This window comes from Mesorhizobium sp. M6A.T.Cr.TU.017.01.1.1, assembly GCF_004023115.1.
Classification (GTDB): Bacteria; Pseudomonadota; Alphaproteobacteria; order Rhizobiales; family Rhizobiaceae; genus Mesorhizobium; species Mesorhizobium mediterraneum.
On record NZ_RZTA01000015.1, the window covers coordinates 55,882 to 70,858 of the forward strand.

Annotated in this window: 11 protein-coding genes and 1 pseudogene; all 12 read right to left on the reverse strand. The window is 62.2% G+C overall.

What is annotated here, in order from left to right:
* Positions 1-322: 322 nt before the first annotated feature.
* The 12 genes and pseudogenes from EOB36_RS07360 to EOB36_RS07425 all read right to left on the reverse strand — a co-directional run bounded on the left by EOB36_RS07360 (position 323) and on the right by EOB36_RS07425 (position 14,334).
* Entirely contained in the window at positions 323-1,753 is a 1,431-nt protein-coding gene (locus EOB36_RS07360; protein ID WP_095487023.1) for an FAD/NAD(P)-binding protein, read from the reverse strand.
* The gene (gene ssuD / locus EOB36_RS07365; RefSeq protein WP_095487021.1) at positions 1,750-2,925 is read right to left on the reverse strand and encodes an FMNH2-dependent alkanesulfonate monooxygenase; all 1,176 of its coding nucleotides are present in this window, start codon (positions 2,923-2,925) and stop codon (positions 1,750-1,752) included. Before ssuD ends, EOB36_RS07360 begins: the two co-directional genes overlap by 4 nt.
* Positions 2,926-2,955: 30 nt before the next feature.
* The gene (locus EOB36_RS07370; protein ID WP_095487019.1) at positions 2,956-4,203 is read right to left on the reverse strand and encodes an SfnB family sulfur acquisition oxidoreductase; all 1,248 of its coding nucleotides are present in this window, start codon (positions 4,201-4,203) and stop codon (positions 2,956-2,958) included.
* Positions 4,200-4,991 carry an ABC transporter ATP-binding protein gene (locus tag EOB36_RS07375; protein ID WP_095487017.1) on the reverse strand — a complete coding sequence of 264 codons (792 nt, stop codon included), beginning with the start codon at positions 4,989-4,991 and terminating at the stop codon, positions 4,200-4,202. The genes EOB36_RS07370 and EOB36_RS07375 overlap by 4 nt, the downstream gene beginning before the upstream one ends.
* 66 nt (positions 4,992-5,057) lie before the next feature.
* Positions 5,058-6,389, reverse strand: a complete 1,332-nt coding sequence (locus EOB36_RS07380; protein WP_095487015.1) for an ABC transporter substrate-binding protein — start codon at positions 6,387-6,389, stop codon at positions 5,058-5,060.
* 49 nt (positions 6,390-6,438) lie between these two features.
* Complete coding sequence (locus EOB36_RS07385) at positions 6,439-7,488, reverse strand: branched-chain amino acid ABC transporter permease (protein ID WP_128284581.1); 1,050 nt, start codon at positions 7,486-7,488, stop codon at positions 6,439-6,441.
* A gap of 3 nt (positions 7,489-7,491) precedes the next feature.
* Positions 7,492-8,388, reverse strand: a complete 897-nt coding sequence (locus EOB36_RS07390) for a branched-chain amino acid ABC transporter permease (RefSeq protein ID WP_095487011.1) — start codon at positions 8,386-8,388, stop codon at positions 7,492-7,494.
* Positions 8,388-9,290, reverse strand: coding sequence for an ABC transporter ATP-binding protein (locus EOB36_RS07395; protein ID WP_095487009.1), 903 nt, complete (start codon positions 9,288-9,290; stop codon positions 8,388-8,390). The genes EOB36_RS07390 and EOB36_RS07395 overlap by 1 nt, the downstream gene beginning before the upstream one ends.
* Before the next feature lie 55 nt (positions 9,291-9,345).
* Entirely contained in the window at positions 9,346-10,446 is a 1,101-nt protein-coding gene (gene sfnG, locus EOB36_RS07400) for a dimethylsulfone monooxygenase SfnG (protein ID WP_095487007.1), read from the reverse strand.
* A gap of 25 nt (positions 10,447-10,471) precedes the next feature.
* Positions 10,472-11,041: an FMN reductase gene (msuE, locus tag EOB36_RS07405; RefSeq protein WP_095487005.1), complete on the reverse strand. Its 570-nt coding sequence runs from the start codon at positions 11,039-11,041 to the stop codon at positions 10,472-10,474.
* A gap of 562 nt (positions 11,042-11,603) precedes the next feature.
* Positions 11,604-12,207 (reverse strand): annotated as a pseudogene (locus tag EOB36_RS07410) (SMC-Scp complex subunit ScpB).
* Positions 12,208-13,983: 1,776 nt separating this feature from the next.
* Positions 13,984-14,334 carry a hypothetical protein gene (locus EOB36_RS07425; protein ID WP_128284582.1) on the reverse strand — a complete coding sequence of 117 codons (351 nt, stop codon included), beginning with the start codon at positions 14,332-14,334 and terminating at the stop codon, positions 13,984-13,986.
* Positions 14,335-14,977: the final 643 nt, after the last annotated feature.

Sequence of the window (14,977 nt, forward strand, 5' to 3'; positions counted from 1 at the left end):
TCTCTAAACCACTGAAGTCGATGTCCGGCGGCAGATTCTTTCCCTCTCTGCGGCCACAAGGCGAGCAGCCTCGCTGTAGGCGTCTTCCCGCCCAGTGCTTTCTCGACCCGCCGCGGTGGGCTGATCGTCTCGGATCGTCATCAAAGCGGTGGACGCCGGTGCGAAGTCTGGGCATGGAGATCGGCACCTCCGAGGTCGAGCGGATCTGCTAAAAGCGCCAGGAGCGGCACGCGACCAGTGGCCTATTTACGACACGATGGGCTTCCACCTTCGCAATACGCTCGGTGAGTGTCATCTGGATAGCCTCATCGTGTTTGCAGCTTCACGACGCCTTACGACGCAACGCCGTTTGGTATCCAAGCCATTGGTGGATTTCAGCGGCTATACGCTCGGCATGCGCGGTGACTTCGGGAATTCCCATCAATTCGCCAACGCTGCCGCGCGCCAGCGGCCCGCTGACGAAAATGCTGTCGGTCGGTCGGCCGGAAGTGCTGAGCGCACGGCCTTGGCTGTCGGTCGCCAGGCCAAGGCCAATCGGGTCTAGCCGGACCAGTCCCATTCGCCCGAGATCGGCAATTGCTGTGTTGGTCCGGAAAATCTCGGCATGCGCCGGCCCGGTCGTGACGACCACCCTGTCGAACGTCTCGGTTGTCTGAGTGGGTTGGCGCCTTGGCCGCATCGCGACGCGAATGCGCCCGTCGACCTGCTCGGCGCCGACGATCGATGCGGCGCGATAGGCGAGCATGCCTTCGGCAACGCGGCGATCGAGCACGTCCGCGACCTGTGGCGCGATGCGGAAGCGATGCACATCCCACAGCGTGCGCAAATGGCGCACGAGGCGGCGTTGCTCGTCGAGCGGCAGGGCCTGCCAGATGATTTGTCCCTGACGTCGGACGGCATCGAGCACCGGGTGCCAGTCTTCGCCCCGACGCTTGGCATCTAGGATCGTGGCCCGGATGCGTCTGAGCATCACTGTTGCGCTGCGTGAAGGCAGACTGATGAAATCACCAATCGGGTCGACCGGGAGCACCGCGTGGCTGCGCGAACGATAACCATGACGTGACAGCGCGACGATGCGGCTACGATGCCCATTGCGGTCCAGCGTGGCAATGATGTCCGCCGACGTCAGTCCAGTGCCGACTACGAGCACATGGTCGTCGCGGCCGATCGCTTGCAGTCCTCCGAGATCATAGGGATTGGCCAACAGCCGGGCTGCAGCAGCCACGGACCGCAGGGCCGATGGCAAGGCGGGTGGCGGATGCGTCGCCGCAATCACTAGGGCGTCGGCTGCGAGCGTCCTTCCATCAGCGAGAATCAGGATGTAGCCCTGGCCACTGAGCTCGACTGACGCGACGGCGGACCTGACATGACGGATCACTTTGCCGAAGAGAAAGGGTTGGAGATAAGATTCCACGTAGCGCCCGAAAACGCGTCGCTGTGGGTAGAGTGCTCCATTTGCGGCAATAGCCTCGGCATCGTCGAGAATCGCGCCGGTCTGCTCCAGCCAATCGGCAAAGTGGCTGTCCTGGCCGGAGATCAGCGTCATTCTCGACGCCGGCACGTTGATGCGGTGTGAAGGATCGGCCGTCGAGTAGGCCAGACCATAGCCGAGCCCGTCTCTGGGCTCGACGACCACGATATCGGCAGCACCGGCGGGCAGCAGCCGCGCAAGATGAAACGCGGTCGCCGCACCGGAAAAGCCGCCACCGATGATGGCTACGACCGGTCCCCTGCCCAAGTCTCTGGCGCTCAAGACTGACTCGCGCGCGGTGCCGAAGGCCGATGGTCGCCGGCCACCGTTTCGCCGAACGGTCCCATGTTGACGGTCGTCGGGCGGGTCGAGATTTCATGATCGAGCGGCAACAACGGCAACACCAGTTCGCCGAACCGATAGGCCTCCTCCAGATGCGGATAGCCGGACAGGATAAAGCTATCGATGCCAATGCGCCGGTATTCGTCGATCCGTTCCGCAACTGTCGCCGCATCGCCGACCAGGGCGGTGCCGGCGCCGCCGCGCACCAGGCCAACGCCAGCCCACAGGTTCGGACTGATTTCGAGCTTGTCGCGGCGGCCGCCATGAAGCCGGCTCATGTGCGACTGGCCGACGGAATCCATGCGCGCGAAAACCTTCTGCGCCTCGGTTATCGTGTTGTCGTCCAGGCGGCTGATCAGGCGGTCGGCATCGGCCCAGGCCTCATCATTGGTCTCGCGGACGATGACATGCAGCCTGATGCCGAAAGTCACCTGGCGCCCGGCTTTCTCGGCAAGACCGCGCACATGGGCAATCTTTGCCGCGACGTCCGCCGGCGGTTCGCCCCAGGTCAGATATTTGTCGATCTGTTCGGCGGCGACCGCGTTACCGGCATCGGACGAGCCGCCGAAATAGAGCGGCGGATGTGGCGTCTGCACGGGCGGAAACAGTAGGCGACCGTCCTCGATACGGAAGTGCTTGCCTGCGAACGCTACGGTCTCGCCGCGAAGCACCGCCTTGTAGATGTCGAGGAATTCCCGCGTCACCTCATAGCGCTCGTCATGGCTGAGGAAGATGCCGTCGCCCTTGTTCTCGACCGGATCCCCGCCGGTGACGACGTTGATGAGCAGGCGTCCGCCGGAAATGCGGTCGAGCGTCGAGGTCATGCGCGCGGCTAGCGTCGGCGATTGCAGGCCCGGCCGGACGGCGACAAGGAAGCGAAGCCGCTGCGTCAGCGGTGCCAGCGCCGACGCCACGACCCAGCTATCTTCGCAACTGCGTCCTGTCGGCAGCAGCGCGCCATAGTAGCCGATGGCATCGGCGGCTTTCGCGACTTGGGTGAGATAGGGCAAGTCGACCGCCCTTCCCCCCTCTGAGGTGCCGAGATAGCGGCTGTCGCCATGAGTCGGCAGAAACCACAGGACCTTGATCCTGTCGGGAGTGGCAATGCTCATGAATGGTCCTCTGTGATTTGGAGGCGCTCACTAGCTCCAGGCATGGAGTGGCGGATTTACGTCGTTGAGGTAGTAGTTGCCGAGGATCGCGTATTTCCAGCGCACCGGATCGTGCAGCGTGTGGGTGCGGGCGTTGCGCCAGTGCCGGTCGAGATTGTGCTCGGCCAGCGTCGAGCGTGTGCCGGCGAGCTCGAACAGCTTGTTCGTGGCAATGATGGCGATCTCTGTGGTGAGAATCTTGGATTCGGCAACCGCGATCTGCGCTTCCGCGACGGTCTTCTCGTTCGGGTCGGCCACGGCGCGATCGACCGCAAGCCCGGCCCTTTCCAGAACCGCCTCTGCCGCGTTGGTCCGCAGGCGAAGGTCGCCAATCGCCTGGATCGTATAAGGATCCTGCCAGGCATGATCGACGCCGCTGTCGATCCAGGCGCGCGACTTGGTGCGCACGAAGCCGACAGTCTCGTCGATCGCCGCCTTGGCGATGCCGAGATCGACCGCGGCCTGGATGATCTGGAAGATGGCGCCGTCGGCCGTCGGCCTGTCGTAGCCCTTATAGCCGGGGACGAGATGCGTTTTGGGCACCTTGACATTGTCGAGCAGGACCGTGCCGGACAAAGTCGTCTTCTGTCCGAAGCTCGACCAGTCGTCGATGACCGTCAGCCCGGGCGCGCCGCGATCGGCGATGGCATACCAGGCACGCCCCTCGTCATCGAGGGCCACGATCGGCACCAGATGGGCAAGCAGAGCACCGCTCGAATAGAATTTCTGGCCGTTGACCACGACATGGTCGCCGGCGTCGACGAACTTTGTCTCGAAGTCGGCCGCGCGCTTGGAGCCGAACTCGGAGAACGCGTTGCCGAAGCGCGTGCCGGACAGCACCTCAGCGAAAAGCAGCTTCTTCTGCGCCTCGTCGGAGACGGTGCGGATAGCGGCGACGACGCCAAGATGGTTCTGCGGAATCTGGCCGAGCGACGGATCGGCCGCCGAGATGATGGTGATCACCTTCGACAGGGTCACATAGGAGAGCTCCGGCCCGCCATAGGCTTTCGGCACGTTGATCGACCACAGGCCGCTCTGCGAAAACGCATCGAGCTCTTCCTTCGGCCAGATGCGTTCACGATCCCGCTTGGAGGCATCCCTGGCGAATTCGGCGGCGAGTTTTTCGGCGACAGCGATTGCCTCGGCATCGGCCTTGATCACATGCGCCTTGGCAGAGGGTCGTTCGACCGGCGGGACGGCACTGCGGCTATCCGACGCCTGCCTGGATTGGATGGTCATGCTGCTGTCTCCTTGGGAAAATGTTGCGGTGGAAGCGGCGCGCCGCCGAGGTAGTAGGTTTTGATATCGGTGCGCTGGCGCAAGTCGGCAGCCGATCCTTCCAGCACGCTGACGCCGTTCTCGAGCACGGTGGCGCGGTCGGCGTATTTCAGCGCGACCGCCGAATTCTGTTCGGCAACGAGGATCGAAAGGCCTTCGTCGCGGTTGAGCCATTTCAGGGCGCTGAAGATCTCGTCGACGATCAGCGGTGCCAGCCCCATCGACGGCTCGTCCAGAACAAAGAGTTTCGGCCGCGACATCAGACCCCGGCCGATAGCCGTCATCTGCTGCTCGCCCCCGGAAGTGAGGCCGGACCGGGTTCGCCGCTTCTCGGCGAGCCTTGGGAAAAGTGAATAGACACGATCGAGGTCGGCCTTGACGCCAGTGCGAGAGGACGAGCGTCCGAGCGCGCCGGTGAAGAGGTTCTCTTCGACCGTCAGCGAGCGGAAGCAATGCCGGCCCTCGAGGACTTGGACAAGGCCGCTGCGGACTAGGTGCGAGGGGCTTGCCCTTGAAACATCCTCGCCACCGAAGGTGATCCGACCGGCGGTAATGGCGCCGCGCTCAGTCTGAAGGAGATTGGATACGGCGCGCAGCAGTGTCGTCTTGCCGGCACCGTTGGAGCCGAGCAGCGCGACGATCTCGCCCCTGCCAACCAACAAGTCGACGCCGTGTAGGGCGGCGATGGCGCCGTTGTAGACAGCTTCCACGCTGCTAACTGACAGTATCGGGTATTCCGGGATGGACATCGATGACTCCGCTCGGGAAGGTGGATGGCGCGGCCGGCCAGATTTGTCGGCCGCGCCATACCAAATTCAGTTGCTGACCACCGCGTCGGCGTCCTCGGCTGTGCGGATCTTGATGCCCTTTTCCTTGGCATAGGCCTCGGACGACTTCTCGATGATCGGACGCAGCAGCTTCCAGTCGGGAGCGATCCAGTCGGAGACGACATTCCACTTCTTGCCGTCCCATTGCTGGAAGGTCACGTAGCCGTCACCCTCGTGATTGTCCCAGGAGACGTTGATCGAGTGGAACAGGTCCTTGGCGCCGAGTGCCTCGACGCGCGCCGGATCGAGCTTGAGATGCTCGAAGCCCCAACGCACTTCGTCGCCGGTCAGCGTGCGGTTGCCGAACTTCGCCTGTGCGATGCGGACCGCCTCGACATTAAGGATGCCATTGACGATGCCGAGATTATGGTAGACCGAGCCGATGCGGCTCTTGTCCTCGAGATTGCCCTTGCCGGCGCCGTAGACGGTTTTGACGATCTCCTGGACCACCGGATACTGCTCGCCCGAGGCCTGGGTGGTGATGGCGGTGTAGCCCTTAGCGGCATCGCCGGCGGGGATGACGTCTTCCTCGGAGTTGGACCAGACGTTTCCGACGATATGGTCGGCCGGGAAGCCGGTCTTCTGGGCGGTTTTCAGGGCAACGGGGTTCATCACCCCCCAGCCGCGCAGCACCACGTAATCCGGATGCTCGCGCCGGATCGTCAGCCATTGCGCCTGCTGCTCGTTGCCGGGATGCGGCACCTCGATGTGCGACAGCTCGAAGCCGTATTTCTGCGAAAGCAATTCATAGATCGGGATCGTCTCCTTGCCGTAGGGCGAGCCGTGATAGAGCACCACGATCTTCTTGCCTTTGAGCTTGTCGAGGCCGCCTTCCTTGGAGGCGATGTAGTTCACGATGCCGGAGGTCTCGCTGTAGGGATTGAGCAGCAGCGGGAAGACGTAAGGGAACACGCGCCCATCTGTCGTGTCGGTGCGGCCGTGGTTGATGGTTATCAGTGGAACCTTGTCATCGGTGATGCGGTCGATCATGGCGTATGCGATGCCTACGGAAAGCGGGTTCCAGGCGGCGATGCCGGGATTGCTCTTCAATCGTTCGTAGACCTCGACGCCCTTCTCGACCTCATACTGCGTCTCGCCTTCGCTCCAGGTCAGCTTGACGCCGTTGACGCCTCCGTCTCGGATGTTGATCAGGTTGAGATAGTCGATGAAGCCGCCGAAGAAGCCCGTGCCGCCGGCGGCATAGGGGCCGACGCGGTAGCTCTGCAGAGGAAAATACTGTTCGTCGGCGTGAACCGCCGTCGCGCCGAAGACGAAGGCCGTGGCGATCGCCGCCTTTCGTAGGTGACTGAAGAAGGTCATGGGTTGCATCTCCTGAGGTTGTGGTCCGTGAGAGGATGTCGAGCGGCGCTCAGCTGGACCTCGAGCCGATCCGTCGTTTCAGGCGGTCGAAGAGGGCCGACAGCCCGTTCGGTTCCGCGATGAGGAAGATGATGATGAGCGCGCCAAGCACGATGCGCTGGCTCATGTCGAGCACACCTGAATCGAACAGGCCGCCGAACACGAAGGCGCCGAGCCGGGACAGAAAGAGCGGGAAGACGACGATGAACGCCGCGCCCAGAAAGGCGCCGCGTATCGAAGCCAGCCCGCCGATGATGATGATGAACAGGATCTGGAACGAGCGGTCGAGGTTGAACCCGGCCGGCTCGACGGTGCGCAGATAGGTGAAGGCCCACAGCACGCCGGCAACGCCGATGATGAAGGACGACAGCGCGAAGGCGAGCAGCTTGGTCTTGAGCACCGGAACGCCGATGACCCGTGCCGCGGTCTCGTTGTCGCGCACGGCGATGAAGTTGCGGCCGGTGGCGCTGTTGACCAGCCTCGACACGAGCACTGTGATCAGGATCACCGTCGTCACCGAAAGCAAATAGCGGCCGGTCGCGCTGTCGAGCGAAAGACCGGCGACGGCCAGGTGCGGCGCCGAGACCACCCCGGACGGGTTGTCGTTGGAGAACCAGCCGAACTTGGTTAGCGCCCATTGCACGAAGAACTGGGCGGCGAGCGTCGAGACGGCGAGGTAGAAGCCGCGCAGCCTGAGACTGGGCAGGCCGAACACGACGCCGAAGCCGGCGGCGGAAATTCCGGCCAGGATCATGGTCACCGCCAGCGGCAGGCCTTCGACCCTAAGGCTGAAATTGTAGGCGCCGAACGCGCCCACCGCCATGAAGGCGGAAGAGCCAAGCGAGAGCTGGCCGCAATAGCCGGTCAGCAAATTGAGGCCGACCGCCGCCAGGCTGAGCGCCAGGAATGGCAGCAGGATCGCCTCGACCAGATAGCCCGAAGCATAGGCAGGGACCACGCCGTAGGCGACGACGAACAGGGCGGTCGGCAATGCCAGCTTCTGAACGAGTTTCGCCCAGTCGACTGGAAGCCTTGCGGTGTCGAGAGCTTGCACGGCCATGGTTCAGACCCTTTCGACGGTTTTCTGGCCAAACAGGCCGGAGGGGCGCACCAAAAGCACCACCAGCGCCAGCGCATAGGCGAACCAGCCCTCGATGCCGCCGCCGACGAACGGGCCGAGATAGACCTCGGCCAGCTTCTCGCTGGCGCCGATGATGAGGCCGCCAACGATGGCGCCGAGGATGGAATCGAAGCCGCCAAGCACCAGCACCGGCAGCGCCTTCAGCACGATCAGCGACAGCGAGAACTGGACGCCGAGACGCGCGCCCCACAACAGCCCGGCGACCAGCGCGACGAAGCCGGCCGCCGTCCACACGGTGCCCCAGATGCGAGGCAGCCGCAGCCCGACGGCGAGGGCCGCGAACTGATCGTCGGCGACGGCGCGAAACGCAAGGCCGATCCGCGTCCAATAGAAGAAGGCGCTGAGGCCTGCGACCATGGCGGCGGCGATCGCCGCCGCCAGCAGGTCGAAGGACGAGATCAGTACGCCGCCGACCTCGAAGGGGGTGTCGTCGATGCCGAGGTCGAGCCCGTGCACCTGCGTGCCCCAGATAAGCTGGGCGGCACCTTCGATGATGTAGGAGAGGCCCAGCGTCGCCATGAACAGCGTCATCGGCGAGCGGTTGACCAGCGGCCTGAGCACGGTCCGCTCGATGGTGAAGCCGAGCGCGACCATGACCGCGAAGGTGATGAGCAGCGAAAGCGCGAAAGGGACGCGGCGTTCGACCAGGCTGACGAAAGTGAGTGCTGCAAACAGCACCATCGAGCCTTGCGCGAAGTTCAGCACGCCCGAGGTCTTGTAGATCAGCACGAATCCGATGGCGACGAGCGAGTACATGACGCCCGACAGCAGGCCTCCGACCAGCACCTCGATGACGAAGAGGAAATCATAGTAGCTCATCAGATGCCCTCGCTGTCTTCGCCCTCGGCGGTGCCGAGATAGGCCTGGATCACCGCAGGATCGGCGCGCACCTGGGCCGGCGTGCCGTCGGCGATCTTGCGGCCGTAGTCGAGCACGGCGACGCGGTCGGAGAGGCCCATGACAACGCCGATGTCGTGCTCGATCAGGATGATGGTGACGCCGTGCCGGTCGCGCGCGGCGCGCACGAAGCCGGCCATCTCGGCCTTCTCGGTCGCCGTCATGCCGGCCATCGGCTCGTCGAGCAGCAGCAGCTTCGGCTCGGCGACCAGCGCGCGCGCCAGCTCGACCCGCTTCTGCAGGCCGTAAGGCAAGGTGGCGACGAGGCGGTCGGCGACGCTTTCGAGATGCAGGAAGGCGACTATCTGATCGGTCTTTTCGGCGATCATGGCATCCTCGCGCCGGGCGCGTGGCAGGCCTGCAATGTGTTCGACAAAACTGGCGTGCCTGGTGTGGACGCGGCCGGACGCGATGTTGTCACGCACCGAAAGCCCGCCGAACAGCGCCAGGTTTTGGAAGGTTCGTGCAACGCCCAGTCGCGCCAGATGGTTCGCCGGCACCCGGGCAAATGGCTGTCCGTCGATCGTGATCGTGCCGTGGTCGGCGTGGTAGAGGCCGCTGATGATGTTGATCAGCGAGGATTTGCCGGCGCCGTTGGGGCCGATCACCGCGCGGATCTCGCCGCTCTTGACCTCAAGGTCGACATCGCTCAATGCCGTGACGCCGCCAAAGGAAATACCGATCCCATTCAGCGTCAGGATCGCATCAGCCTTTGCCGACAGGCGCGCCCGGCGCGTGTCCTCCACGGGGCCAACACCAGCAAGAATGCGGGAAATTTCGGGCGCGCGCTCGTATGCGGCGGCTCCCAGCGAAGCACCAATCATGAAACGTCCCTGTTTTTGAAGGAGAGCTGGCGGCGGCCCGAAGGCCGCGCCTGACCTATTCCGCGGCGACAAGCTCCCTGTCGCGAGCTGCTTCCAGTTCGCGCACCAATGGGATGACGCGCTTGCCGAAGAACTCGACCTCTTCCTGGAAATGCAGGAAGCCGAGCAGGATCAGGTCGGCGCCGGCATCCTTGAGCTTCAGGATGCGTTCGGCGATCTGTTCAGGCGTGCCGATGAGATTGCTGCGGAAGCCGTCATTGTATTGCACGAGATCCTCGAAGGAGGATTTCGCCCAATTGCCTTCGCCTTCCGGCGAGGCCTTGCCGGCATTCTTGACCTGATCGGCAAAGCCCTGCACCGCCTCCGGATTCGCCTTGGCGATGATCTCGTCGAGCACGGCGCGCGCTTCCTGCTCGCTCTCGCGGGCGATGGCGAAAGCGTTGACGCCGATCCTAACCTTGTGGCCGTTGGCTTTCGCCTTGGTGCGGATGTCGTCGACCTGCTTCCGGATCTCCTCCGGGGTATTGCCGTTGGTGAAATACCAATCGGAGACACGAGACGCCATGTCGCGAGCGGCTCGCGACGAGCCGCCTTGGAATATCTCGGGCAAGGGCTCGATCGGCTTCGGCTTCATGGAATAGTTGGTGAAGCGGTAGAAATCGCCCTTCAGCGTGAAACTGTCTTCCGTCCAGATGCCGCGCAACGCTCGGATAAATTCCTCCGACCGGCGATAGCGCTCGTCATGATCGAGCCAGAGTTCGCCAATCGCGGCGAACTCGCCTCGGAACCAGCCGCTGACGACATTGACGGAGACGCGGCCATTGGTCAGGTGGTTGATGGTAGCGATCTGCTTGGCCGCCAGCGCAGGGTTCCACGGGCCGGGCAGGATCGCTGCGATAACCTTCAGCGTTGTGGTCGCGGCAAGCAAGGCATGGCTGAACGAGACTGATTCGTGCTGGTTGTCGGCCCCATAGCCGGCCGTGAAACGGATCTGGCTCAGCGCATAGTCGAACCCGTTGGCCTCGGCAATCTGGGCGAGCTTGCGGTTGTAGTCGATATCCCAACCTGTCCGCTGCTCAATGTTGGAGATCACCAGGCCGCCGGAAACATTCGGGACCCAGTAGGCGAATTTGATGGCGTCGGAATGCGAACTCATGTCGTCGTTTCCCCTGTTGATTGGCTCAGCCGACGCGGGTGGCGACGGCAGCATTTGCGTGACTGGAGTTGAGCAAGGAGACCGCGTCGGTGGCAGCCCTTGCAATGCGCTCGATGATGGCTGCGCCGACGATTTCGCCATCGACGAAATCGTCGGGCGCGCCGTAGACGCCCGTAGGGACGGTGACAGCGCCAAAAAAGCCGAACAATGGCCGGAGCTGATGTTCGAGGACCAGGCCATGGTATGGGCTCCCGCCGGTCGCGGCGAGAAGCACGGTCTTGCCCGTCAACGCGCGATAATCGACCAGGTCGAACAGGTGCTTGAGGGCGCCAGTGTAGGAAGCCCTATAGACAGGCGTTCCGACCACGAGCAAATCGGCCTTCTCGACACGCTGGATAATCGCTTCTCCAGATGCGCCAAGTGCGCCGCGGGATAGTCCGGCGAAAAGTGAGGGTGCCGCCTCCGTGATCTCGATCAGACCGGTGTCTGCAGGCACGCGCAACGCGACCGCCTTGACCAGCGCATTGACCACCGCCGTGGTGCGGGACGGGTTGCTTACGCCGCCCGATATTCCGAGAACCGATAATCGTGCCAAGTCATCAATCTCCCACACTTTGCATGCGCGTTAGGCCGCACCAAACCAGATCAAACGATATTCTATTAAATCTGTAGAGCTAAGGTACTTTGTTCTGATGTTTTGACGTCAATGGGAAAAACGGCGCTGTTACCCACATGGCAAAGGGGTGGAATCTTTAACGATCGGCTAAAACCCACAGTTACGACAATCAAGCTGCCGGTACCCATCGCGGTCCGTCTCTCATAAATTCACTGCAGATATCGTGGAGCTTGAGACTTTAATCGCAGATCCAAAGTGACGCCGCAGAGGCAGCTCGACCGCAGATGAGACCAAAGAAGTGACTTCGCGCCAAGCCAGAGAGCACCTGAGCACAGTAATAACTGACTGACGTACACGTCTCCTTCGCCTACCGTTTTCCAAGGACGCCAAGCTCGCAACTTGAGGCGCTTGCTACCGAAGGGTGTCGCTTCATTGTTTGATTAGACCCGCTTCTCTTTATGCGTACCGAAGATCCCGACGTTCGGCGGAGATTTGAACAGCATCACGCGCCGGCGGTCGGCTGCTGCGCGGCAGCGAGCAGCTAATCCTCGATCTCGACGTCGGCGTTGTAGTGATGGGAGGAAAAGCCGGGCACTATGGCGCCCTCCAGCAGCTTCCCCTTCGACAGAAGTCCAGCATCCTCGAGCGCCTCGAAATCCGGCAGGTCGCGCAGCGTGTCGAGCCCGAACTCCACCAGGAACTCTTTTGTCGTCACGTCGGTGTAGGGCGCGCCTGGGGTCGGGCTGCGTGGACCGGAGGCGATGAGCTTCGCACCACGCAGATGGCCGACCAGGTCGCGGCTGATCTCCTTGCCGAAGAATGGCGATAGCTCTCCACGGGTGATCGGTTGGAAATAGGCGATGCACATCAACACCAGCACGTCCGACTGGGTCAGGTCTACACCACGCACGCTGTCTCCGACGGCCTTGCCAAATGCACTGCGGATGGCGTCGGCATAGGCCGGGCGGGTCAGGTGTTTCCAGCCGCCGGCGACGGAGACCAAATCATAGGGGCCGGCCGCGCAACTCTTCGCGGATATCGTCGATTAGCAGATCGATGCTGCAGTTCTTGCCGACGATCCGCGCCAGCGTCGCACGGCCAACGGGCTCGCTGGCTGCAAAGATCGTCGCCTCGACGCGCTGCATCCATTCGCGCCACCGCGCCTCCGGCGGCAGATGATCCAGCTCCCGATCAAACAGCTGGTCAGCTGATCGACGGTCGTAACCCGACCAAACCCACCACTAACGTGTATGCAGCGTCCTGCGCACATATTTTACTTACGCGTAGTGGCGCGGCGTCGGAGGCCGACTGCTAGGAAGCGGTCGAGCATTGCATTCACCTGGTCAGCCACTTCGATGGTGTTGAAATGGCCAGCTAACAACGTCTTGGCCAGGATGAGCTGCGAACAACGAGCCTTTAGCCAGTCGAGATCCCGGGTAGCGTTCACTAACGGCACAGTATCAATCGGTCCTGAGTCTCGGCAAAATAGGAACCGACTGATGCTGAAACACGATGGTCTGTAAGAGGCACCAAGTGGGGATAAATGTCGACTTGGCCCGGTGCAGAAGCATCGGCGGAATGACGTGGATGCGTAAAGCCAGTCGGCAAGATGCCGACGCGGCCGAAGGTGAACTTGAAGGATCTAAATGTCTGAGCAGGATCGGACCGCCAGTATCAAAGCGGCGATCAGACAACGCGTCTATTTGCCACCATAGCCTCCAATTCGTCAACGAGACCGGAGGCGGCCATTTCATCTTTCATGGCACCGCCCAAGCGTCGGGCCGCATCCGGGCGCGACCAAAACAAGGGCACGAATTGCGACTCTGGCAATGGCCTGTCTACCTGCAACCCCCGACTTCGGCGCCTTGCGACCGGTAATCAGGAGAATCGAAAAAACAGCCAATACGGCAAACAGGGCGGACGACCGCCCATGGGTTAGTTCCATCAGAAACCCGACTAGTCCTCCTTCGCCGGGGTCGGGACCGAGATGGGCGGCACACATCCCGAAGACAGCCAGGCCCCGAGCGAGGTCGATGCCGACCAGCCGATCTACCACCGACCCATGGCTCGCGCCGGCCATCGGGGAGTTCTCGGCTGGCGGTGCCTGTGCTATGCTGGGCTCCTTCCTTGGTTATGTCGATCGCGGGGTCCGCGACAGGAGAGCCGGTCGGCTGCTGCCGTCGTCTCACCCTCAAGGGTGCAAATCTCGTTCCAATCTGACGGATCGAGCCGGCGACAGAAGTTTATGCTTGCTGTTCAGCTCTTTAGCCGACGGCAAACAACACATCGGCTTACCAAGCCTGTGGCGCGGACCTGACAAACCCCACACAGCGTGTCGCGGGGCCGCCATCTTGAGGCAATGGCGGTGAACCGGCGAGATGCCAATCAGCGTGAGCGTACCTGGTATGTGGCCTGCATACGGGTGCGAGATATTCTGATTGTCCCCCACACCCTCAGGCGTCAAAAGACTCCTGGTTCAGCTCTATCGATCTGCGTCAGTATGAAATTCCCGAGCTGGAGCTTCGTCCTTTGCGCGTCGGGAAACGCAGCCGCTGGCCTCCCGGCCGAACGAGCAGTCTTCCGACATGTTTGCCGCCGAACAGCGGTGCATTGAGGAAAGTGCCCCACCGGTCGTCTGGCGCCGGCCCAGTTGGCACGACGCTGATCGGCTGGGCGACCCTCTCGATGGGGTCGTGACCTCAGAGAGCCACGTTGAGCATCCGGAGGTGGTCGGTGCCGGAGCGCGTCGGGGCGTCATCCTTCAGAAGCTGATGGAGGAGCTTCTCACGGGCGAGCTCGCGGGAGAGACTGGACGCAAGCGCGTCCCGCGCGCGCGAACTGCTCGATCAACTGATCTCAGACGACGACGATTCTCGGCCAGATTCCAAAGAGAGGCCGCGGCGGCGCTTCGCGGGCTCGCGTTACCACAGATCGCAGAACTGTGATCTCGCCTTGTGCCCGAGATCGCAATCTGAGCTCGCGACGAAGCATATCGCCGGACGGGCCGATGCCTTCGCGATCATCAAAGGACGGGTCGACGCCGCGATCAATTGGAAATCGGACGTGAATCCCACGCCTACGTCCGCGAGGCGCATGTGCAGCAATTGCGCGATTACCTTTCTGCGACGGGCGCCGAACGCGGAGCGAGCGGCGAGGTCACCTGGATCCAACGGCGGACGCATTGGGCGCTCGCGATCAATAGTATCCTCAGGATCGATTGCAGCGCTTCCGAAGTAAGTACCGCCAATTAAAAGTCGGTTGCCTTTTTCCACCGCCGCCTCACACATCGTGTTGGAGCTGAAGAGCTACCTGCAAATCCTCGCAGCGGGCGCGGCCACATCCCTGATTTTACAAATTAACACGTCTTGATTTTTAGAAAATGCCACGTGCGATGATGGCGCCGCCAAAAAACAATGTCACGCGAGATGATCATGCCTGAGGTAAATGGTCCGCCAAAGTTTGGAACGGTATACCGGTTGAATGATGGATACACCAGGCCGGATAAGGGCTTCGGGTTCCGGACGACGAAACTAATCGACGGATACGCGCTGCGCTTGAGGGAAGCTGCATGCGCGTTACGGTTATGACCATCCAGGGATGCCGGACATGATCTTGAATAGTGACATTGCAGGCCAAAGAGCGGCCGAGGAGCTAGCAGAGGGCCTGAAATCGCAGGGCAAGCAGCAATACGAAGACAGGTCGAGGGAACGCGAACGAGATATGTCTCGTTAGGTCGCACGTTGCAGCAAGGGTGCCGTCGGAAGGCAATCCGCCGTGTCTCTTACGAATAAGGGAGAATTTCCGCGGCCGGACTCTCTCTGAGTGGGCGTGCATGACTGCCAACGGAAGGTCTTGCACGCACCCTTGCGATCTTGAGCAATGGTCGCCATGACTTTCTTCTTGCAAGCTTTTGAG